The organism is Mesomycoplasma ovipneumoniae ATCC 29419, from assembly GCF_028885435.1.
In the GTDB taxonomy this organism is placed as follows: domain Bacteria; phylum Bacillota_I; class Bacilli_A; order Mycoplasmatales; family Metamycoplasmataceae; genus Mesomycoplasma; species Mesomycoplasma ovipneumoniae.
The window spans coordinates 885,650-906,422 of the sequence record NZ_CP118522.1 but is presented as its reverse complement, the minus strand read 5'-3'; the positions used below and the strand labels follow the sequence as shown (position 1 = coordinate 906,422).

At 31.9% G+C, this 20,773-nt stretch carries 33 protein-coding genes and 1 pseudogene; 32 read left to right on the top strand and 2 right to left on the bottom strand.

Annotation, left to right across the window (positions count from 1 at the left end; translation table 4 throughout):
• Position 1: 1 nt before the first annotated feature.
• Both PWA39_RS03400 and PWA39_RS03395 read right to left on the bottom strand, forming a co-directional pair.
• On the bottom strand, positions 2-673 hold the full coding sequence (locus tag PWA39_RS03400) for a hypothetical protein (RefSeq protein ID WP_069099469.1): 672 nt from the start codon (positions 671-673) through the stop codon (positions 2-4).
• A gap of 307 nt (positions 674-980) precedes the next feature.
• The gene (locus PWA39_RS03395) at positions 981-1,145 is read right to left on the bottom strand and encodes a hypothetical protein (protein WP_158022343.1); all 165 of its coding nucleotides are present in this window, start codon (positions 1,143-1,145) and stop codon (positions 981-983) included.
• Between the two features lie 326 nt (positions 1,146-1,471).
• Here PWA39_RS03395 and PWA39_RS03390 point away from each other — a divergent pair, with 326 nt between their 5' ends.
• The 32 genes and pseudogenes from PWA39_RS03390 (at position 1,472) to PWA39_RS03235 (ending at position 20,712) form a co-directional block, all read left to right on the top strand.
• A complete protein-coding gene (locus tag PWA39_RS03390) occupies positions 1,472-3,097 on the top strand; it encodes a M28 family peptidase (RefSeq protein ID WP_069099470.1) in 1,626 nt (541 codons plus the stop codon).
• Positions 3,081-4,364 (top strand): MFS transporter, encoded by a 1,284-nt coding sequence (locus PWA39_RS03385; protein WP_069099471.1) that lies wholly within the window; start codon positions 3,081-3,083, stop codon positions 4,362-4,364. The genes PWA39_RS03390 and PWA39_RS03385 overlap by 17 nt, the downstream gene beginning before the upstream one ends.
• A 307-nt stretch (positions 4,365-4,671) precedes the next feature.
• The gene (gene rpsJ, locus PWA39_RS03380; protein ID WP_029513109.1) at positions 4,672-4,992 is read left to right on the top strand and encodes a 30S ribosomal protein S10; all 321 of its coding nucleotides are present in this window, start codon (positions 4,672-4,674) and stop codon (positions 4,990-4,992) included.
• Position 4,993: 1 nt separating this feature from the next.
• Positions 4,994-5,689 carry a 50S ribosomal protein L3 gene (rplC, locus tag PWA39_RS03375; protein WP_069099472.1) on the top strand — a complete coding sequence of 232 codons (696 nt, stop codon included), beginning with the start codon at positions 4,994-4,996 and terminating at the stop codon, positions 5,687-5,689.
• Positions 5,682-6,341, top strand: a complete 660-nt coding sequence (gene rplD, locus PWA39_RS03370; protein WP_069099473.1) for a 50S ribosomal protein L4 — start codon at positions 5,682-5,684, stop codon at positions 6,339-6,341. The genes rplC and rplD overlap by 8 nt, the downstream gene beginning before the upstream one ends.
• Positions 6,328-6,822, top strand: a complete 495-nt coding sequence (gene rplW / locus PWA39_RS03365) for a 50S ribosomal protein L23 (RefSeq protein ID WP_069099474.1) — start codon at positions 6,328-6,330, stop codon at positions 6,820-6,822. The genes rplD and rplW overlap by 14 nt, the downstream gene beginning before the upstream one ends.
• Positions 6,822-7,670, top strand: a complete 849-nt coding sequence (gene rplB / locus PWA39_RS03360) for a 50S ribosomal protein L2 (RefSeq protein ID WP_069099475.1) — start codon at positions 6,822-6,824, stop codon at positions 7,668-7,670. Before rplW ends, rplB begins: the two co-directional genes overlap by 1 nt.
• Positions 7,670-7,945 (top strand): 30S ribosomal protein S19, encoded by a 276-nt coding sequence (rpsS, locus tag PWA39_RS03355; protein ID WP_010321352.1) that lies wholly within the window; start codon positions 7,670-7,672, stop codon positions 7,943-7,945. The genes rplB and rpsS overlap by 1 nt, the downstream gene beginning before the upstream one ends.
• Before the next feature lie 13 nt (positions 7,946-7,958).
• A pseudogene (gene rplV, locus PWA39_RS03350) lies at positions 7,959-8,327 on the top strand (50S ribosomal protein L22); the annotation flags it as partial.
• 95 nt (positions 8,328-8,422) lie between these two features.
• Complete coding sequence (gene rpsC, locus PWA39_RS03345; protein WP_044284057.1) at positions 8,423-9,106, top strand: 30S ribosomal protein S3; 684 nt, start codon at positions 8,423-8,425, stop codon at positions 9,104-9,106.
• A gap of 2 nt (positions 9,107-9,108) precedes the next feature.
• Positions 9,109-9,519 (top strand): 50S ribosomal protein L16, encoded by a 411-nt coding sequence (gene rplP / locus PWA39_RS03340; RefSeq protein WP_010321355.1) that lies wholly within the window; start codon positions 9,109-9,111, stop codon positions 9,517-9,519.
• A 7-nt stretch (positions 9,520-9,526) separates the two neighbouring features.
• Positions 9,527-9,886 carry a 50S ribosomal protein L29 gene (gene rpmC, locus PWA39_RS03335; RefSeq protein WP_069099477.1) on the top strand — a complete coding sequence of 120 codons (360 nt, stop codon included), beginning with the start codon at positions 9,527-9,529 and terminating at the stop codon, positions 9,884-9,886.
• The gene (gene rpsQ / locus PWA39_RS03330) at positions 9,876-10,160 is read left to right on the top strand and encodes a 30S ribosomal protein S17 (RefSeq protein WP_044285657.1); all 285 of its coding nucleotides are present in this window, start codon (positions 9,876-9,878) and stop codon (positions 10,158-10,160) included. The genes rpmC and rpsQ overlap by 11 nt, the downstream gene beginning before the upstream one ends.
• Position 10,161: 1 nt before the next feature.
• Entirely contained in the window at positions 10,162-10,530 is a 369-nt protein-coding gene (rplN, locus tag PWA39_RS03325) for a 50S ribosomal protein L14 (RefSeq protein ID WP_010321358.1), read from the top strand.
• A 3-nt stretch (positions 10,531-10,533) separates the two neighbouring features.
• The gene (gene rplX, locus PWA39_RS03320; RefSeq protein ID WP_044284054.1) at positions 10,534-10,857 is read left to right on the top strand and encodes a 50S ribosomal protein L24; all 324 of its coding nucleotides are present in this window, start codon (positions 10,534-10,536) and stop codon (positions 10,855-10,857) included.
• 1 nt (position 10,858) lies between these two features.
• Positions 10,859-11,404 carry a 50S ribosomal protein L5 gene (gene rplE / locus PWA39_RS03315; protein ID WP_010321360.1) on the top strand — a complete coding sequence of 182 codons (546 nt, stop codon included), beginning with the start codon at positions 10,859-10,861 and terminating at the stop codon, positions 11,402-11,404.
• Positions 11,405-11,451: 47 nt separating this feature from the next.
• Positions 11,452-11,637 carry a type Z 30S ribosomal protein S14 gene (locus PWA39_RS03310; protein ID WP_010321361.1) on the top strand — a complete coding sequence of 62 codons (186 nt, stop codon included), beginning with the start codon at positions 11,452-11,454 and terminating at the stop codon, positions 11,635-11,637.
• Positions 11,638-11,641: 4 nt separating this feature from the next.
• Positions 11,642-12,037, top strand: a complete 396-nt coding sequence (gene rpsH, locus PWA39_RS03305; RefSeq protein WP_069098717.1) for a 30S ribosomal protein S8 — start codon at positions 11,642-11,644, stop codon at positions 12,035-12,037.
• A gap of 5 nt (positions 12,038-12,042) precedes the next feature.
• The gene (rplF, locus tag PWA39_RS03300; RefSeq protein ID WP_069099478.1) at positions 12,043-12,582 is read left to right on the top strand and encodes a 50S ribosomal protein L6; all 540 of its coding nucleotides are present in this window, start codon (positions 12,043-12,045) and stop codon (positions 12,580-12,582) included.
• A gap of 2 nt (positions 12,583-12,584) precedes the next feature.
• On the top strand, positions 12,585-12,950 hold the full coding sequence (gene rplR / locus PWA39_RS03295) for a 50S ribosomal protein L18 (RefSeq protein WP_069099479.1): 366 nt from the start codon (positions 12,585-12,587) through the stop codon (positions 12,948-12,950).
• A 1-nt stretch (position 12,951) separates the two neighbouring features.
• The gene (gene rpsE, locus PWA39_RS03290) at positions 12,952-13,581 is read left to right on the top strand and encodes a 30S ribosomal protein S5 (RefSeq protein WP_069099480.1); all 630 of its coding nucleotides are present in this window, start codon (positions 12,952-12,954) and stop codon (positions 13,579-13,581) included.
• A 182-nt stretch (positions 13,582-13,763) separates the two neighbouring features.
• Positions 13,764-14,210, top strand: coding sequence for a 50S ribosomal protein L15 (gene rplO / locus PWA39_RS03285; protein WP_044285653.1), 447 nt, complete (start codon positions 13,764-13,766; stop codon positions 14,208-14,210).
• Positions 14,210-15,631, top strand: a complete 1,422-nt coding sequence (gene secY / locus PWA39_RS03280) for a preprotein translocase subunit SecY (RefSeq protein WP_069099481.1) — start codon at positions 14,210-14,212, stop codon at positions 15,629-15,631. Before rplO ends, secY begins: the two co-directional genes overlap by 1 nt.
• A gap of 29 nt (positions 15,632-15,660) precedes the next feature.
• Positions 15,661-16,302 (top strand): adenylate kinase family protein, encoded by a 642-nt coding sequence (locus PWA39_RS03275; RefSeq protein ID WP_069099482.1) that lies wholly within the window; start codon positions 15,661-15,663, stop codon positions 16,300-16,302.
• On the top strand, positions 16,293-17,045 hold the full coding sequence (gene map, locus PWA39_RS03270) for a type I methionyl aminopeptidase (RefSeq protein WP_069099483.1): 753 nt from the start codon (positions 16,293-16,295) through the stop codon (positions 17,043-17,045). Before PWA39_RS03275 ends, map begins: the two co-directional genes overlap by 10 nt.
• Positions 17,046-17,273 (top strand): translation initiation factor IF-1, encoded by a 228-nt coding sequence (gene infA / locus PWA39_RS03265; protein WP_044285649.1) that lies wholly within the window; start codon positions 17,046-17,048, stop codon positions 17,271-17,273.
• A gap of 38 nt (positions 17,274-17,311) precedes the next feature.
• Positions 17,312-17,425, top strand: a complete 114-nt coding sequence (gene rpmJ, locus PWA39_RS03260; RefSeq protein ID WP_010321371.1) for a 50S ribosomal protein L36 — start codon at positions 17,312-17,314, stop codon at positions 17,423-17,425.
• A 109-nt stretch (positions 17,426-17,534) separates the two neighbouring features.
• Positions 17,535-17,951, top strand: coding sequence for a 30S ribosomal protein S13 (rpsM, locus tag PWA39_RS03255; protein ID WP_010321372.1), 417 nt, complete (start codon positions 17,535-17,537; stop codon positions 17,949-17,951).
• A 6-nt stretch (positions 17,952-17,957) separates the two neighbouring features.
• Positions 17,958-18,362: a 30S ribosomal protein S11 gene (rpsK, locus tag PWA39_RS03250; protein WP_010321373.1), complete on the top strand. Its 405-nt coding sequence runs from the start codon at positions 17,958-17,960 to the stop codon at positions 18,360-18,362.
• A 6-nt stretch (positions 18,363-18,368) separates the two neighbouring features.
• Positions 18,369-19,367 carry a DNA-directed RNA polymerase subunit alpha gene (locus tag PWA39_RS03245; protein WP_069099484.1) on the top strand — a complete coding sequence of 333 codons (999 nt, stop codon included), beginning with the start codon at positions 18,369-18,371 and terminating at the stop codon, positions 19,365-19,367.
• A 2-nt stretch (positions 19,368-19,369) separates the two neighbouring features.
• Entirely contained in the window at positions 19,370-19,732 is a 363-nt protein-coding gene (rplQ, locus tag PWA39_RS03240; RefSeq protein WP_010321375.1) for a 50S ribosomal protein L17, read from the top strand.
• 317 nt (positions 19,733-20,049) lie between these two features.
• Positions 20,050-20,712, top strand: a complete 663-nt coding sequence (locus PWA39_RS03235; protein ID WP_069099485.1) for a S1C family serine protease — start codon at positions 20,050-20,052, stop codon at positions 20,710-20,712.
• The last annotated feature ends 61 nt before the right edge of the window (positions 20,713-20,773 follow it).

Sequence of the window (20,773 nt, the reverse complement as noted above, 5' to 3'; positions counted from 1 at the left end):
ACTATTCTTCCGAACCTTCAGATAATTTAGAAACCTTATAATAAGGAGCATTAGACAATATATTCACAGCTTTTCATCCATCGTATTCAGCTCTTGCTGACGCTCAGCTGCCGAATCCTGTTGCTTTGTATTTTCAACCATCAAACTCATAATCAATTCTCGCATATTTACGATTATGACTAGTGATTGACTGAACAAGATAACCATTTGAATCAATTAAAACATCTGTACCCATACTTGCCCAAGGTGAAAATTTACCATCATATTTTATCTCACCACCAACCTTGAAAGAAGGGCTTCCAATCCCCGAAATTCAGGATGACACTTCTAATTTTAAATTTTTTGGCTTATCATAATATCTATTTTTTAATTTAAATTTTGTTCTTGCTATTCCAGCTCATGAAATTTTGTCTTGATAAAATCAACCGCCATAATATGATAAATGCTGGTAACCCATCAATGATATTCCGAAATAATAGTCATCTGTATGTCTTTCGGCAAGTTGTTGTACATTATTTTCGCTTGCTAAAAGCGAAATTCCAGAAAAAGCTAAGGAAGCTTTTGCATTTATTTTTTGACTAGCAACAATTGCTGGTGTTGCGACTGCAAGCGTTAAACTTGTTAATGCTGTTAAGTTTAGTAAAATTTTTTTTATTTTTTTTGCTAATAACATAAAATCTCCTTAGTAAATTTTTAGTCATAATTATATCATGCTAAATTAAATAACAAAGAACAAAATAAGAAAAATACAAAAATATAATTTTTGTTAAAAAAAGATAAAAAATATATTTTTATTCATAGTAATTTTGCAAACAATAAACCTTATAAATATAAAACAAAATTTAAATAACAAAAAGTAAGTCATTAAAATTTGCAGTGTTTCTTCATTTTCTTTTTTATATACACCATTCAAAAGGGAAAAATTTTTTTTGCTCTTTTTTCATATTTTGTCCTTTATGATAAATTTTACCAAAACAGATTTACCTTAAAAACACAAAATACTTAATATTTCCAATATTTTTAAGCGCTTGCGAAATTTCGTTGTGAAAATCTTCTCTTTTTACTTTTTTATAATCTACGTATTTGTTAGCAATTTTTCTAGCTTCTAACTGCAATGGGGATAATTGTTTTTGCTTTTTTTTCATATTTTGGTCCTTTATGATAAATTTTATCAAAGCATATTTGCTTTAGTACACAAAATACTTAATATTCCCTAATTTCCCCTCAATAATAGTGCCATTTTACCAAAAAAGTATAAATAAAATCGCAATGAAACGTTAAATTCATTATAATATATAAAAAGGATCCTAAAAAATACGAGCGATATTCGAAATTATAAAAAATATGCTTTAAAAACTTCCGGTTTTAGTATTGACCTTGAAAAATTGCTATTATTTATAATAAAGGAATCTGATATCCTCGAAGTTGAGTCAATCCCTAGAGAAGTAAATTTGGAAATTTTACCATAAAAATGCAAGAAATTATTAGCCAAATAGCATCCTTAATTTGTAAATTTAATAAAGAAAATAATTTGAATTTGGAAATTTTTCTAAAAGGAAGCTATCTATTTTGAAAGGAAAATTTTATAAATCGAAAGCCTAACGATTTGGATTTGGGCTTTGTAAATTGTTCCTTTAGACAACGTCAAGAATTTATTAATTTTATTTTGCAAGAAAAAAACGCTGAATTGATAAAAAAGGACGACAATTTGCAAATACTTAGAATTAACGGTTTTATTATTGAATTTATAGTTTTAGAAACAATAAACAAACAATTTTTAAAAGAATCCCAATACAAAAATCTTTATGAATTAAAGATCAAGTATGCTTTTTTCCAGAAAATTACGATGATGGGTTATGTTCTAAGTCCAGTTTTTCCACATGATTCAAATAAAAAAATGCTAAGTATAATTGATGATTTAAACATTTCTTGAAATATACTAAGCAAAAACCCAAACAATATTAATTATCAAAGCGAAAAAAATTTCTTTCAAAATAGTCTATGAAACAGTTTCTTTATTTATTGGTTTTATAATTATGACAAAATGCTTGATAAATATTTTGATTTTTCAAAATTAAAAAGCTATGATAATTATTTTAATCAATCGTTAAAAAATTATATCTATAATTTTTTAACTTTTATCAAGGAACATTTTAAAGACAATTTGGATTTTTTTGACAAAATACTAAAAAACAAGTTAATTTATACAAATATGATGACAAACTTTTTGAATTTCCCTTCAATTCCAGGTTTTGAAAAAAAGTATATTGAAAAACTGTTTGGCGATAAAATTCATAAAGTAACAAGCGGTGGTTATTTATCAAAAAATAATAAAAATAACAATGTTTTATTCATAAATCACAGCGATGAAGTAGGTGGGATTGCAATAGCTGGCGAGGTTTTTAATCAAGGAACAACTTATTTTGACTCAGGTGTTTTTGAAATATTTGACCAGAATTCAGGAAAAATTAATGAAATTTCTTGTGTCAAAGTTGACAATTTAGTTTTTTCTGAAGAAAAAAGTGCAAAAATAAATCGACCTAATTTAAAGTGCCTTGGAATCCCTGAAAATGGAATTTACCAAGTTTTACCTAAAAGTGAGGTAAAAATTTCCGGGTTTAGTATCTTTTGCCGAAATCAAGATAATAAAATTTCTAACATATTGACTAGAATTCTTTTGGATATTGACAAAAATTTTGATATTCTTCTAACAACAAAAGAAGAAATCCAATTACAAGGAACAAAAGATTTTTTTGTTACTAATCAAATTAAAAAATACAAATTTTTGGTCAATATTGATGTCTGCGAGGACCAAAATTGAGATAATGAAGGTATAAAAATAAGAGTAGCTGATACTTTTACGGCACATAATATTGTTTTTTATAACAAAATTGTCGAAATTTTTCAAAAAAATGGTATTCCATTTAAGTCTTATTTTGGTTCAGGTTCGACTGATATTACTAATTTTCAAAATCAAAATGCCATAACTTTATCAATTCCCGCGTCAAAAATACATTCTACTTCCTCAATGTCACTAATAAAAAATTTTTTCTTTTTGCTTTGAATTTGCAAGGAAATAAATGACAATATTTTTTAAAAATTCAATCAAATTTACTAGTTCACTTAGCACTTCGCTTATAGGTTCAGAAGCTTTTAAGTTCAGTTCGTCTTTATACATATTTAAAATTACAGGCGATTTTTGGCTTGTTACAATTTTATATTTGTTAATTCAAATACCCAATTTGATAGTTTATTTATTTAGTAGTAAGATTGTCCAAAAATGGAAAAATGATAAAATTATTCTATTAATTTCGGATATTTTGAGTGTTTTTTGTTTAGCTTTCTTGTTGATTATTTTTTTTAGTCTAGCTAATAGTCAACTTTTTACTTTTTCAATAATATTAATTTTAGTCAATACATTGCTTGGTTTTATCCATGCTTTTCGATTTATTTATTTGAAAAATATTGTTTATTATTTAGCAAATAATGAAAAACAGATGCAAAATATTAATGTTTTTTCCTCTTTTGCAACAGCAATGGGGTTTTTAATTTCGGCAGTATTTGCCTTAGTTATTTACTCAAGACTTGATTTTTACTGAATGGTTTTGTTTAATATGGCTACCTATTCAATCTCAGGTCTGCTTTATTTTTTGCTGAAATTAAATGCAAAAAAATTTGATTTTGCCCTTAGTCAGCAAAAAAATTTCAAAGAAAATGACAAAAAAATTTCGACTTATAAATGAGTTTTTGTCTTAGCGGGTCATTTTATTGTTGCAATTTTCTTTTTACCAAGAACAACTTTATTTCCACCGGTTTTTGAATATATTAACTCTCAAAGTCAAGTTGAACTTTTTAATTACCAACAATTAGCAACGTGATTCAATATTGGCTTTTCGTTTGCTTCAGTTTTAGGAACAATCGTTAGTTTTTTAATATTAAATAAAACAAGAAAAAAAATTAGCATTATTTGACTTTTGGTTGGCCTTTTAATATTAGGTTGAATTTGACCTTTTGTTGCTTTTATCAAAAATTTAAATGTTCAATTTTATTCATATATGATAATTACTAGTTTTAATCAGTTTATATTTTCGTTGTTTTTCCCAACTTTTTCCAGTTTGTCATATTTATTTTTTAGCAAAGAAAAATTCCATGTCCAAAACGGAATTTCACTAGTAACTAGAGCGATTTTTTACACTTTAGTCACAATTGCTACAACCGCAACTTTTATTTATCTTTCATTTTACTTGTCATTTTTAATATTTATGGTTCTGATTTCAGTTTTAGGCTTGATAGTCATTTTTAGCTATTGAAAAATTAAAAAATTAACTGTTAAAAAAGTTAAAATCAAAACTACAAAAAGTTAGCTAACCTATAAATTATTATATAATTTAGAAAAAATCATTTTTTGTCTTTTGTTTTAGCGGATTTGCATGTATAATAAATAAGCATTTATTCGAAGAAAAGTTTTCTTATTTTTTGCTTTGGTAAAATTTCTCTAAAAAATATTTACAAAGATAAGAAAATTTTTCCTTTTTTTTGTTATAATTAATCTTTACATTGTAAGGACTATGAAACATAAGGTTGCAATACACGAGAAGGAGTTGTTTTTGTGTATTGGTTTTTATGTAGAGTCCGTTCAAAAATATGAACAGGAGCAACTCACTTATTTTTATGAGCACAACATCAATAAAAATTAAGTTCAAATCGTTTGACCACCGTCAAATTGATGCTGCTGCTAAAAAGGTTATTCTTTTAGCGCGTGAACTTAATGTCGAGACATGTGGCCCGGTACCGCTGCCAACTTCAAGAGCGATTTATACAATTTTGAGATCTGTCCACGTTAATAAAAAATCTCGTGAACAATTTGAAAGTCGCACTCACAAACGGCTAGTAATTTTAAAAGTTTCACCAAACAATCAAAAAGCAGTTACAGAAAAAATTTCACGAACACAATTGCCAGCTGGCGTTTGATTAGAAATCGAGGTAAATTAAAATGAAAGGAATTTTAGGTAGAAAAATTGGAATGACTCAACTTTTTACAGTTGATGGTGTTTCAATTCCTGTTAGCGTCATTGAAGTTCCTGAAAACATAGTTACAAAAATTCTTACTAAAGAAAAAGATAACTATGAAGCAATTCAGCTCGGTGTTTTTGACAAAAAACAATCAGCTCACAAAAAACCTGAACTAGGTCATTTTGCTAAAGCTGATACTAAACCGAAAAAATTTGTTCGTGAATTTCGTGATTTTCCAGGTTTAAAATTAGGTCAAACTATCAATGTTTCAATTTTTAGCGCAGGTGAATTTGTTGATGTAATTGGAACTTCCAAAGGAAAAGGTTTTGCTGGTCCAATTAAACGTCACAATCAAGCAATCGGACCTAGATCTCACGGTGGTGGGGGTGGTTCAAAACCAATTCGTCAAACTGGTTCACTTGGAGATATTTCCGGAAACAAAGTTGTTAAAGGGATGACAATGCCAGGACGTCTTGGACATTCTCGGGTAACTAAACAGTCACTTGAAATTGTCAAAGTTGATCAGGAAAATAATTTATTAATAGTAAAAGGTTCAATTCCTGGTCCAAAAAAATCATTTGTTATGATAAGAACCGCAATTAAAAAATCAACTTCTAAAACTCCCATTAATCTTTTTGAAGTTAGTCCCAAAGATCAGGAGTTAAAACATGAATAAAAACACACCAATTTCAATTCAGAGTGCAAAATACGAAAATATTGTTAAATTTAACCCTGATAAAGCTCTTCCAGAAGTTTTATTTGAACAAAGAGAACTAAAAACTCAAGCTATTTTTGACTCAATTTTGGCCGAAAGAGCCTCACGTCGTTTTTCAACTCACAAAGTTAAAAACCGTGGTGAAGTTTCAGGGACAGGTAAAAAACCTTGAAAACAAAAATCAACCGGGAAAGCCCGTGCTGGATCAAGAAGATCACCAATTTTTGTTGGCGGGGGTCGCGCTTTTGGACCGACAACTTTAAGAAATTACACTCTAAAAGTAAACAAAAAAGTAAAAAAACTAGCTTTTTTTGGTGCCCTATCCCAACTAGCACAAAATCACCAAGTTTTAGTAAATGATTTTTCAATGGACAAAATTTCAACTAAACTTCTGGTAGAACAGTTAAAAACCTTTAAAATTGATAAACTTCGTCACATTTTAATCGCCTCAACTGATACAAATTTATTTTTATCAGCAAGAAATTTACCAAATGTCGAGTTAGTAAAACCTAATTCAATAACAGTTGAATCACTAGTAAAAACTGATTTGTTAATCATTTCCGAAAATGATATTGCAAGTCTTAAAAAAAGGATTGAAGATGAACGTAAATAATATTATTAAAGGTCCAATTTTAACTGAAAAATCCTACCAGTTAATGTCTCAAGGAGTTTATTCTTTTAAAGTAAGTCCGACAACAAATCGTTCTGAGACAAAAAAAGCTGTTGAATACATTTTTAATGTCAAAGTTGAAAAAGTTAATATTTTCACTGTTCCAAAAAAAGAAAAAAAACTAGGAAAATCACGTGGTTTTAGTACTAAATACAAAAAAGCATTTGTAAAATTAAAACCAGGATACACAATTAATCTTTTTGAGGACGAGACTCCAGCTGCAGCAAGCATTGACCAAACCAACAAAGACCAACAAGAATTTAGTCAACAAATTGAAGAAAAAAGAGCTGAGCTAGAGCAAAAAAATCAAGAAATAGCCCAAAAACTTGCAAAAAAACAGGCAGCAGAAAGTCAAAAAACTGAGGAAAATCAGTCTGAAAGTCAGCCTGAAAGCCAAACTAACGAACAAGGAGAGACAAACTAATGGCGCTTAAATATTATAAACCAACAACAAACGGCCGTCGTCATATGTCTTCACTTGATTTTGGCGCAAATTTAACAACAAATAAACCCGAAAAGTCTTTGCTTGTAACTTTAAAAAAACACTCAGGCCGTAATGCTCAAGGTAAAATTACCGTTAGACATCAAGGTGGACGGCACAAAAGAAAATACCGTCTAATTGATTTTAAAAGAAACAAAGACAATATTCCCGCAATTGTAAAAACAATTGAATATGACCCAAATCGTTCAGCAAATATCGCCCTTGTTTCTTATATTGACGGTGAAAAACGTTACATTTTAGCACCTAAAAATCTAAAAGTAGGACAAAAAATTTCCTCCGGTCCTGAGGCTGATATTCTTGTTGGAAATTGCCTTCCGCTTAAAAATATTCCTGAAGGTACTTTTGTTCACAATCTCGAACTCCATCCAGGAGCAGGGGGTCAACTAATTCGTTCAGCCGGAACTTGAGCCCAAATTCAAGGCCGTGATGAAAGCGGAAAATATGTTATTCTTAAATTAAAATCAGGAGAATACCGCCGAATTTTATCTACTTGCCGGGCAACTGTTGGTGTAGTTGGAAATGAAGAAAATTCACTTGTAAACATCGGAAAAGCAGGTCGAAATCGTCACAAAGGAATTAGACCAACCGTTCGGGGATCAGTAATGAATCCAAATGATCACCCACATGGAGGTGGAGAAGGTAAACAACCAATTGGACGTAAAACTCCACTTACTCCTTGAGGTAAAAAAGCACTTGGAGTTAAGACAAGAAATCCGAAAAAAGCTTCAACTAAATTGATAATCCGTTCAAGAAAGGAATCTAAAAAATAATGGCTCGTTCACTTAAAAAAGGTCCATTTGCTGATGAGCATCTTCTTAAAAAAGTTGATGATGCAATTATGAAAAATTCACGCAAACCAATTAAGACTTGATCACGCCGGTCAACTATTTTTCCCCAGTTTGTTGGTCTAACTTTTTTGGTCCACAATGGCAAAATTTTTAACGAAGTTTATGTTACTGATGATATGGTAGGCCACAAATTAGGTGAGTTTTCACCAACAAGAACTTATTATGGGCACGGAAAAGACAAGGCTAAAAAGAAATAAAAGGATAATATAAATGAATTTAGATAACAATAATTATGCAGTTGCTTCTTTAAAAACCCAAAGAATTTCTGCCTCAAAAGCACGCCTTGTTGCTAATTTAGTTAAAAATAAACCTGTCTTTGAAGCCCTTTCAATTTTGGCCCATACTAATAAAAAAGCATCACCAATTTTTCGAAAACTAATCAATTCTGCCATTGCCAATGCAATTAATAATCATGGTCTTGAACAAGCAAATTTAGTTGTAAAATCAGCGATTGTTAATGAAGGTCCAACGCTAAAACGTTTTCGTCCACGGGCAAAAGGATCAGCAAGTCAAATTCTTAAAAGAACTTCTCATTTCAAAGTTGTTCTTGCAGCCCTAGACAACAGTCAAGATTCAAATACTTTTGAGACTTTTGACTCTGAAAGTACAACTTCTGCTGAAGTTTTACCAGAAACTAACAATCAAGACTTAAATCCAAAACAAGGAGAAAAATAATGGGACAAAAGGTAAATCCAAATGGTTTCCGTTTTGGAATAACAAGAGCTCATAATGCAATTTGGTATGCAGACAAAAATAAATTTGCCACTAATTTGTTAGAAGATGTTAAAATTCACCGTTTTTTTGAAAAATTAACCCGTGAATACCAAATTGGAAATACAATAATTCGTCGTGATCGCAATAATGCAATTACTGTTTTAGTCTATACAGCAAGACTTGGTTCATTTCTTGGATCTTCAGGCGAAAATTTGAAAAAAATTGTTGAACAACTGAAAAAAACTCTTAAAAACCGTAAAATTGTTTTACACATTGATGCAATTGAAATCACAAATCCTGAATTAAATGCAAAATTAATGGCTGAAACAATCGCCCAAAAACTCGAACAACGTGGATCCTACCGAATTGCGCAAAAATTTGCAATTCGAACCGCACTAAAAGCGGGGGCAAAAGGGGTAAAAACACTTGTCTCTGGTCGTCTTAATGGTGTTGAAATGGCTCGTTCTGAAGGTTATGCCGAAGGTGAAATGAAACTGCACACTTTACGTCAAAATGTTGAATATGCAACCGCAATTGCAAAAACAACTTACGGAATTTTGGGCGTTAAAGTTTGAGTCTCACTTGGTGAGTCAAGACAAAAAATTGATATTGAATCTGTAATAAGAAGTGATAAAAGGAGATAAAAATGTTGCAACCAAAAAAAACTAAGCACCGTAAAACTTTCCGTCTTTATCACGATAAACGGGAAGCACACTCAGGAAATTTTCTAGCTTTTGGTGACTATGGACTTCAAGCCGTTGGCTCAGCTTGAATTTCTGCAGCCCAAATTGAAGCTGCCCGTATTGCAATTACAAGAAGAATGGGGCGTGAAGGTCAAGTTATTATTCGAATTTTTCCACATTTGTCTTTAACCTCAAAGCCAATTGGAGTTCGAATGGGATCTGGAAAAGGTTCAGTTGATCGTTGAGTCGCTGTTGTTAAGAAAAATACAATGATGTTTGAAATTAAAGGTGTAAAAGACGATGTTGCTCGTGATGCACTTCGACTTGGTGGGCATAAATTACCACTAAAATGAAAAATAGTAACTATATCTTAGGAAAACAATGGAATATAAAGAACTTTTAAAAAAAACACCAAGTGAACTTAACTCTCTTCTTCTTGAATACCGTTCTGAATTATTTACTTTAAGATTTAAAAATCAAAGTTCAAATTTAGATCAAACTCATAAAATCAGCCAGATTCGTAAAATAATTGCCCGAATTTTAACAATTCTATCCCAGCAAAAACTAGCCCAAAGTCCAAAGCCAAAAAAACTCACCAAAAAGCAAAAAAAAGCACAAAAAGTCGTATTTGCAAAATCGCCAAAATCAATCAAAGCCCATTTTAACGCACATATCAAGCCGCTTTTAGCCCCAAAAATTCAAACAAAACCAGCAGAAATGAGTAGCCAAAATGAACAATAATTTAGAAAAAATGCCCCAAAAGCGTAATCTTCGTAAAACACTGCAAGGAAAAGTGATTCGCACTTCTGAAAAAACAATAATGGTTTCTGTTGAGACAGCTTATAAACATAAACTTTATGGAAAACGGTTCAAAAAAACTAAAAAATTTGCAACTCATGACCAAGCAGGAACAGCAAATGTTGGTGATTTTGTTAAAATAGCAGAATGCCGTCCAATTTCAAAAACAAAACATTTCCGTCTAGTTGAAGTTTTACAAAAAAAAGGAGAAGTCTAAAATGGTTCAAGAACAATCTCGTTTAAATGTTGCTGACAATTCGGGCGCAAAAATTGTTGGTGTAATCAGAAATTTAGGTGGATCTGTTAAAAAAACTTCAAATATTGGCGACATTGTTGTAGTTTCTGTTAAAAAAGCAATTCCTAACGGAATGCTCAAAGAAGGACAAGTAGTAAAAGCACTAATTGTCCGTTCAACATACGGTCTTCGTCGTCCAAATGGTTCACATATAAAATTTGATGACAATGCAGTTGTGATTATCAAAGAGGATGGCACCCCAAGAGGAACACGTGTTTTTGGACCAATTGCCAGAGAAATCCGTGAAAAAGGTTACCTAAAAATCGCTTCACTGGCGCAGGAGGTTCTCTAAAAAATGCAAAAAATTCGTAAAAATGATTCAGTTGTAGTTTTATCTGGCGATGACAAAGGTAAAGTTTCATCTGTCCTTGAAATAATTCCTGCCAAAAATGCGGCAATTGTTAAAGATGTCAACATTAAAACAAAACACCGTAAACCTTCAAATCAAAATACAAAAGGTGAAATTGTCACTTATGAGGCGCCAATTTTGCTGTCAAAACTAGCACTTGTTGCCAAAAAAGCTGGAAAAGATAAGCCAGCTGTTCCAACTCGTGTTGGTTTTAAAGTCGAAAATGGTAAAAAAACCCGAATTGCAAAAAAAACAGGAAAGGCTATTTAGTATGACAAAGCTTCAAGAGCACTATCGTGATAATGTTTTTGGCCAACTAAAAGACCATTTTAATTTCAAATCCCCTTCTGAAGTTCCCAAAATTGTAAAAGTTGTCGTTAATATGACTGCCGGAAATCAAGTAACAAATGCAAAAGCAATTGAAGCTGTTCTTGATGATCTTGCAAACATTACCGGTCAAAAACCGTATAAAACAGTGGCAAAAAAATCACTTGCAACTTGAAAACTTCGTCAAGGAATGCCAGTTGGTGGAAAAGTTACTCTTCGTCGTGAACAAATGTGGAATTTTCTTTCAAAAGTTCTCAATATTGCAATTCCTCGTATTCGTGATTTTCGTGGTCTTTCACCTAAGTCTTTTGATGGTAAAGGAAATTTTGCCCTTGGTTTTAAAGAATCAATCGTTTTTCCTGAGATAACTTTTGATAAAATCACAAAAATTCGCGGACTTGATGTAATAATAGTAACAAGTGCAAAAAATAATGAGCAAGCCTTAAAACTTCTTGAATTATTAGGCTTTCCTTTTGCGAAAAAAAGTTAATTTTTTCGCAAAAAAATTAAAAATTTTTTAGGTTAAAGGATAAATCTATGGCAAAAATGTCGTGAAAAGTCAAAGCAAATCGGGCTCCTAAATTCAAAGTTCGCGCCTATACTCGTTGTCAGTTGTGTGGCCGTTCTCATTCAGTTTTAAGAAAATTCCGTATTTGCCGTATTTGTTTTCGTACTTTGGCTCACCAAGGACGAATTCCTGGAATTAAGAAAGCGAGTTGGTAAAATTATGGCTTTTATAACAGATCCAATTGCTGATATGCTAACCCGAATTCGGAATGCAACAATCAGAAAACACAAACAAGTATCATTTCAGCATTCAAAAATTAAAGCAAAAATGTTAGAAATTATTAAAGAAGCTGGATATATCAAAGATTTCCAAATTGAAGGCGAGCTTAAAAAAACAATAACTGTTGAGCTTAAATACAAAGGAACTACTTCATCAATTTCTGGACTCAAACGAATTTCTAAACCTTCGCTTCGCGTTTATGCTCCTGCCCAAAAAATTCCTTTTGTCCAATCTGGCTACGGAATTGCAATTTTATCAACTTCAAAAGGGCTCTTAACTGATTCACAAGCAAGAAAGGAAAATGTCGGCGGTGAAATTATCGCCTACATTTGGTAAAAAATATGTCACGTGTCGGTAATCGAGTTTTAATTATTCCTGAAAAAGTTAGCGTTGAAATTAATGGCTCAAATGTTAAAATTCAAGGTCCGCTTGGTATTTTAGAGCGCCAATTTTCTGATTTAATTACAATAATTCAAGAAAATAATACACTAAAGACAATCAGAAAATCTGAAGAAAAACAAGTAAAACAACTTCATGGAACCACAAATTCTCACCTTAGTGGAATGCTAATTGGTGTCTCAAAAGGTTTTCAAAAAGAACTTAAAATTAAAGGGGTTGGGTACAAGGCAACCTTAAAAGAAAAAGTTATTGAACTTTTAGTTGGTTATTCTCATCCAGTTGAACTCAAAGTGCCAGGCGAACTTGATGTTTTAGTACCAAATGCAACAACTATTGTAATTAAAGGGATTGACAAACAAAAAGTTGGCCAATTTAGCGCCCAAATTCGTCAAGTTCGCAGGCCAAATCCTTATTCAGGCAAAGGAATTTCCTATAGTAACGAAATTCTTAAACTCAAAGAAGGGAAAAAAGCTTCTAAATAATTATGCAAAAATCACGTAATTTTCACCGAAAAGCAAAACATGTCCGTATTTTGAAAAAACTTAGTCCTTCGCACCAAGAGCAAAAAAAATACCGGATTGGCGTATATAAATCTTTACGTCATTTTTATGCTTATATTTTTGATCCTTGGAAAAATCAAGTTATCCTTTCGGTTTCAACACTTGATAAAACTGATAAATACAGTGGAAATATCCAAGCTGCAAGTAATTTAGCCCCTGAATTATACGCTAAATTAAAAGAGCTTAAATTGGAAGAGAATCCTTTTGTTTTTGACCGAAGCGGTTATTTATATCATGGTCGCATTAAAGCTTTTGCCGAATCATTAAGAGCCCAAGGAGTAAAATTCTAAAATGGATACAAATCTTCAAAATAAACCTGTACAGCAAAAAACAAATCAAAACAGTCAAAATCAAAAACAACTGACTCCAAAAGAAGCCAACCGTCAACGCCCACGTGCTCAGCGTCAAAAACCAAAAGAAAAAAATTTTCGCCCTGAGTTTGAAGAAAGAATAATTTCAGTTGCCAGGGTAACTAAAGTTGTAAAAGGTGGTCGCCGTTTTTCTTTTAGTGCCTTTGCCGTTGTTGGTAACAAAAAAGGAAAAGTTGGACTAGGACACGGAAAAGCTAACGAAGTGCAGGACTCAATTCGTAAAGCCGTTAAAGACGCACAAAACCGGCTTGTGTCTGTGCCAATTTATCGAAGATCAACTGTTCCACACGAGATAAATGCTAAATATTCAGCCTCAAAAATTCTCATCAAACCAGCCCCAAGAGGTAAAGGAATTGTTGCTTCAAACACCGTGCGTGCTGTTGTTGAACTTGCTGGATATACCGATATTTATACAAAAACTTACGGATCAAGAACAAAAATTAACGTTGTGCGTGCAACTCTCAAAGCGCTTTTAGGACTTAAAACTATTAATCAAATAGCTGAACTTCGTGATCTTAATCCTTCACAAGTTTTAGCCCAAAAAAAATAACTTTTGCTTTACAAATTCATAAATTTTTCCCTTTATTAAAAAAATAGCAAAAAATCTTGTAATTTTTAGTGCCTCAGTGTAAAATTTGGGCACTAAAAATTGCTTAAAACTTTTTTATGTTTTTTTGAAAAAAAGTTTTAAAATAAAGTATAATAATATAACTTAAAAAAATAGGAACAAACATGGCAATAAGACTTGAAAATTTAACTTATACCCCTGGTGCAAGAACAAAAAAACACCGTAAAGGGCGTGGGCATGCTGCTGGAAAAGGTAAACAAGCCGGTAGAGGTCAATCTGGACAAAAAAAACGTTCAACTGTTCGTCTTGGCTTTGAAGGTGGTCAAAACCCTTGATTTCGTCGTGTGCCAAAAATTGGTTTCCGCAATTTTAACTCAAAAAAATATGAAATCTTTAATCTAGCCGATCTTGAAAGCCGTTATCAAGATGGGGATAAAGTTAGTCTTGAGTCACTTTATCTTAAAGGTGTGCTTAAAAAACGTAATTTGCCAGCCAAATTACTTGCAAAAGGTGAGTTAACAAAAAAACTTTTTGTAACAACAAATGCTTATTCTGAAGCGGCATTAGTTAAAATTGAAGAGCTCGGCGGTTCAATAACTGAGGTAAACTAGTGAGCAAACTTTTTGCTAAACTTTGAGAAAAAACAAATTCTGGATATATAAGTCTGAAAAATTATATCCAACTTGTTTATAAAGAAAAAGTTCTTGCCCGCAAAATAATTTTTACATTTTTTTTATTGGTAATTTTTATTGTTTGTGGTACAATTACTATTCCTGGGCTCAGGTTGTTGCAATTTCAAATTGATACCAACTCATTTTTAGGTATCATTAATACCGTCGGTGGTGGCGGGTTACTTAATTTTTCAGTTGTTGCCTTAGGCATCAGCCCTTTTATTACGTCGTCTTTGTTTATGCTTATTGCTCAAACAAAGATTTTCCCTCCAATTCATCGACTTTCCCAGTCTGGTCCTGCCGGAAGAAGAAAAATCAATATAATTACAAGATTTTTGACTCTTCTTGTTGCGCTTATTCAGGCGATTGTTTTAATTCGAACCGTTATTCTTAATGAAAGTTTTGGCTTTGTTCGTTTAGAGATTACTAGCGCTGGATATGTTTGATTTGTTTTACCCTTAATTTTAGTCGCTGGTTCTTTGTTTTCCTTGTTTTTAGCCGAACAGATAACTGATAAAGGTGTAGGAAACGGTACTTCGTTATTAATTTTTTCGGGAATAATTGTTGGTCTTCCACAACGTTTTCGTCATGCTTTTGAGTATTTAGTTGATCTTTCTTCCCCTTCTTCCTTAATAACGCAAGTTCTTAGTTTTATCCTTTATATTGTTGCATTTTTGGCTATTTTATTTATATCAGTTTATGTTTATTTGGCCGAGAGAAAAATTCCAATTCAACAAACTGGTTCAGGGATGTCCAAAAACATTAAAGAAATATCGGTTTTACCTTTAAAACTAAATCCAGCCGGAATTATGCCAGTAATTTTTGCGTTAATTGTTGTTTCAATCCCTTCACTTTTGACCGGATTTTTTGACCGAAACACTTCAGCTGCCCGTAATTGAATCGATAATAATTTGCAAATTCATCATCCAATTGGTCTTAGTATATTTATTGTATGTAATATTATTTTTAGCATTATTATGTCGCTTCAGCAATCACGGATTGATAAAATTTCCCAGGATTTTGCAAAAAATTCAACTTTTATCCCCGGTATTCGTCCTGGCGAGCAAACTGAAGATTATTTAATTGGTGTTATTCTTAGAATTTCAGTATTTAGTGCTATTTATTTAACTTTTCTTGGAATTTTTCAGCCAATTGCGATAATGTTAGGTCTACCTTCGGCAATAACTTTTTCAGGAACTTCGATAATAATTTTAGGAACAACTGCTCTTGAGACTATATCGCAAATTAAAGCACGTTATGGAGCGCAAAAAGTACTAAAACAAACAAAAAAAATCCGCAAAAATCTTTCATACAAACAAGATTCTTCTTCGGCAAAGTCAAGTCGCGATTTATTATGGTAAAAAATTAAAAAAGGTCTGGAAATTTAACAATGTCATTATCTAATTCAAAAATTCTTTTAATTGGCGCCCCTGGTTCAGGAAAAGGTAGTATTTCAAAAATTCTAGTTGACAAGTTTAAATTAGTTCATATTTCTACTGGTAATCTTTTCCGTGAAAAAATTGAAAAAGATCGTGATTTTGCCGAGAAAATTCAAAACTATGTTAAAAATGGCCTATATGTTCCTGATGAAATTACAAATGATTTATTGTCAAATTTTATCAGTCAACTCTCGCCTCAGACAGGTTATATTCTTGATGGCTACCCGCGAACATTAAATCAACTCAATTTTATGAACGAAAATAAAATTGATGTTGACAAAGTTTTTTACCTCCAAATTGAGCCAGAGACAATAGTTAGCCGCCTTTCTCAACGTTTATTTTGCAGTAAATGTCAAAAATCATATAATTTATTACTGGCAAAACCAAAAGTAGAAAATACATGTGACATTGATGGTGAGCCTTTATTTACCCGTCCAGATGATCGTCCTGAAATTGTTAAGCTTCGAATTGAAAAATTTAATGAATCAGTAAGCCCAATTGTCGATTTTTATACAAAACATGGTAAAATTTATTACTTAAATGTCGAGAGAAGCCTGGATGAAATTGTTAGTGAAATTGAAAAATGTCTCTAATTAAAACAGAATTTGAAATTGAGCAACTAAAAATAGCCGCTAAACTCCTGGCAGAAGTCAAGAAAAAAATTTATGACTTTGTAAGACCAGGAATCTCTTTAAAAGAAATTGATGCCATCGCTTTTGATGAGATTATTGCTAGAGGCGCCAAACCAGCATTTCTAAATTATCACGGTTTTCCGGCAACTATTTGTATAAGTGTTAATGAAATCCTTATTCATGGTATTCCAAATGACTACATTCTTCAAGAAGGTGATTTGGTCTCTGTTGATTTAGGACTATCTTATAATGGTTTTTTTGCCGACAGTGCTTTTAGTAAATCACTTGGCCCAAATGCCGAAAATGAAAAACTAATAAAATGCGCCGAGGAAGCTTTTTTTGCCGGCTTTAAGGCAATCAAACCTGGTGCAACAACAGGCGACATTGGTTTTGCTATCAGTCAAGTAATAAGATCTTATGGATTTTTTACCCCTGTTGAATTTTGTGGCCATGGTATTGGTAAAAAACTGCACGAAAATCCTAATATTTTCAATTTTGGCGTTCCGGGCAGAGGAAAAAAATTACAAAATAATATGGTAATTTGTATTGAGCCAATGATCGTCCAGAGTTCTCCGCGAATAAAAATTTTAAAAGACGGATGATCGGTACAATCAAATGATGGTAAAAAAACTTCCCATTATGAACAGACAATTTTAATTCAAGACGGGAAGGGAATAATACTAACAGAAATGGATCAAAAATAGATGCAAAATTCTTCAAAAGAACAAAAATTATTATTTCAAGGTAAAATATCACACGTTTTTAACTCCCAAGAATATGAAGTAACTCTTGAAAACGGGGTAAAATTAAATTGTCATATTGCTGGGAAAATGAAACTTCACCACATTAAAATTATTTTAGGCGACAGCGTTAAGGTTGAAATGTCACCTTATGATCTTTCAAAAGGAAGAATTGTTTACCGCTTTAAATAATTTTTTTTGAAATTATTACCTAAATTTAAAGGAAAAAAATGAAAGTTCGAGCAAGTATTAAAAAAATTTGCAAAGATTGCAAAATAATTAAGCGTCGTTCGGTAAACCGTGTAATTTGTGTTTTAAAAAAACACAAACAAAGACAAGGATAGTTTTTGATTTTTGTTCTATTTTGTTAGTATTTTTCACCTTTGAATTTTTAGAGGTGAAAAATAAAATTTTATAAAAAGGAAAATATATTTATTTAAATAAGTTTAAAATATGGCACGTATTCTTAATGTTGAAATCCCCAATCATAAAAGAATTGTAATTGCTCTTACAAGTATTTATGGAATTGGAAAATCGCTTGCTGCAGAAATAATTGACAAAACTGCTGCAATTCAGCAAGAAAAATTTGGGAAAAAATATCCTGTTTTAACCCAAGATACAAAAGTTAAAGAAATTCAGGAAGATGTTTTGCAAATCATTCGTGATATTGCAAAAACTTATAAAACCGAAGGTGACCTGCACCGTGAAGTTCAGTCAAATATTAAAAGACTAATTGAAATTAAATGTTATCGTGGAATCCGTCATCGTAAAGGTCTTCCAGTTCGTGGTCAAGTAACTCAGAAAAACGCCCGTACTCGAAAAGGCCCAAGAAAAGCAATTATGGCAAAAAAAGACAAAGGTAAAAAATAGTTAATCATGGCAACTAATACACGTAAAGTTAAAAAAATCCGTCCAAAAAATGTAACAGCCGGAATTGCCCACATTCACTCTTCACACCAAAACACGATAATTTCTTTCACTGACAAACAAGGAAATGTAATTTCTTGAGCTAGTTCAGGATCAATTGGCTTTAAAGGAACAAAGAAAAAAACCGCATATGCTGCTACCTTAGCAACAGCTGCTGCTGCCCAAAAAGCCCGTGAACACGGAATGCGCGAAGTTGTTGTTCACCTTAAAGGAACTGGGCAAGGGAAAGAAGCAGCCCGTAAGCAAATTATCACTTCAGGAATTAATATTTTACTTACCCAAGATGTTACACCAATTCCGCACAATGGAACTCGGCCACCGCGTAAATGATTTAAACGTCAGGAAAAAAGGTAGGATTTTATGAAAAAACATGCAAATGTTTATTATTCTGAAAACTTAACTGACCAAATTAGTGAATTTGAAACAAGTTTTGAACTAAAACCGCTCGAGCGCGGACTTGGAAATACAATTGGAAATGCCCTTCGTCGTGTAGTTCTCTCTTCAATTACTTCTTGTGCAGTTTTTGGGGTAAAAATTGCCGGCGTAACTCATGAATTTAGTATTCTTGATGATGTAATCGAAGATGTTGTAACCATCTTAAATAACCTAAAAAGAGTCCGTTTTTTCTATGATCCTGCTCTTTTTGATCAAAATCAAATTCACCGGGCAAGTTTTAACGGCCAAAAAGCTGGACAAATTTATGCTCGGGACATTGTTTCTGATAGCGGACTAAAAATTGTCAATCCTGATTTATATATTGCCGATGTCTCAAGGGTTAATTCACTTAAATTTGAACTTTTTATAACTTCAGGTAAAGGTTTTAGTGATTTTGAAACTAACAAAAAATTCGTAAACGAAGTTTTACTAAGTCTTGAATCCAACCTTGATGGTACAGTTTTGGCTGTTGATAGTGATTTTTCACCGGTCTTAAGTGCTAATTATCAATCTGTTGAAATTAACTCAGCCAGCCCGATTGTTGAAGAAAAACTAAGTTTTTCAATTAAAACTGACGGTTCCATTAAAGCAAAAGATGCTGTCTCTGAGGGTTCAAAAATCTTGCTTGCCCACCTTAATATTTTGGCAAATGTCGAAAACATTAACAAATTCTCCGAAGAATTTTTTGAACCTTTGGTTGTCAAAGAAGAACCATCCCGCCGCTTTTCAGATGCAATTGAGTCCTTAGACCTTTCCGTACGCTCAATAAATGCACTCAGACGCGCTCATTATTATAAAATTTCTGACATTGAAAACCTAACACAAGATGACTTTGAAAATATTAAAAATCTTGGCCGTAAATCAGTTCAGGAAATAATTGAAAAACTTGAAATATATAAAAACGAACAAAAAGGAGAAAACTAATTATGGCTAATCCGCACCAAATTTATTCCCGTGATGCTGCCTGAGATCGCCAAGTTTTCCGCTCACTTGCAACTTCTTTAATTTTACATGGTCATCTAAAAACCACGCTTGCGCGGGCAAAACGTCTTCGTTCTGTTGTTGAAAAACTAATAACTAAAGCTAAAAAAAACGATCTAGCAGCACGCCGTCAAGTTCTAAGTTATTTATATAACCAAAAAACCAAAGACGGAATGAAAGTTATGCCTTATTTGTTTACAAAAATAGCACCTCGTTACCAAGAAAGACAAGGCGGCTATACTCGCATAGTGAAAATTCCTAGCCGAAACGGTGATAATTCCAAAATGGCAATTATCGAACTAGTTTAGTTAGTAAATTAAAGACCAAAATCTAAAAAAGCCTATGAATTCATAGGTTTTTTTGTGCTTTTAGGTTAAAAATTGTTATTAATTCTTTGAAACCAAATATAAAAAATCCTGAGTTTGGCAGTTTGATGGCAAAAATTCACTTTTTAGTGAATACAAATATGCAAAAATACCCGTAAAATCCGTGATTTTTTGCGGCAAAGTCTTAATTCTTATAATTCTAAAATTAACCTTTTGCAAAAAAAAAAAAAAAATGCTTGGTCTAAGAAAAATTTAGGTTATAATTAGAATCACTTAAGAATAAGAGACTTTTAGATAAAATGAAAAAATTCACTAAAAAATACGGGTTTATTGGTTTATTTTTGGCTTTAAATCTTGGAATTTTGTTAGCAAACGTTGCTTTGGTAACAAATAATTGAATAAAACTGAATCCAAAAATTAACCATGAAAGTCTTTTAAAGTCAATTGTCGAAATTAAGCTTCAAAAAAACGACGAAGTTTCTTTTGCGACCGGTTTTGTTATAGATAATAAAATTATCACTAATAAACACATTCTTGAAAATAGCGATGAAATCGATATTTTTTATCGTTTTGCAAACGAAAAAGACTACAAAAAAACTAAAATTATAAAAATCTCACCAAACTATGACATATTAAGTTTGGAACTAAACACACAAGTTAAAAATCTTGAAATAGAAGAAGATTTTAACTATGGAGATGAAATTTTTACAATTGGAAATCCACATAATCTTGGCTTGACAATCAGCAAAGGAATTATTTCAGGAACTAATAAAGTAGCTAATCAAAATTTTGTTCGAACTAGTATCACAATTGAACCAGGAAATAGTGGCGGCCCCGTTTTAAACACTAAAAACAAAGTAATTGGTATCATGACTTTTCGGCTTATAAACGAAAAACCGGTTCAAGGTATTTCTTTTTTTGTACCCTCAAACCAGATAAAAGAGTTTTTAAATTCAAATTAAATTTTTAATTTTTTAAATCATCTACTATTAAATCCATTAAATAAATATAGTCAAAGTTATT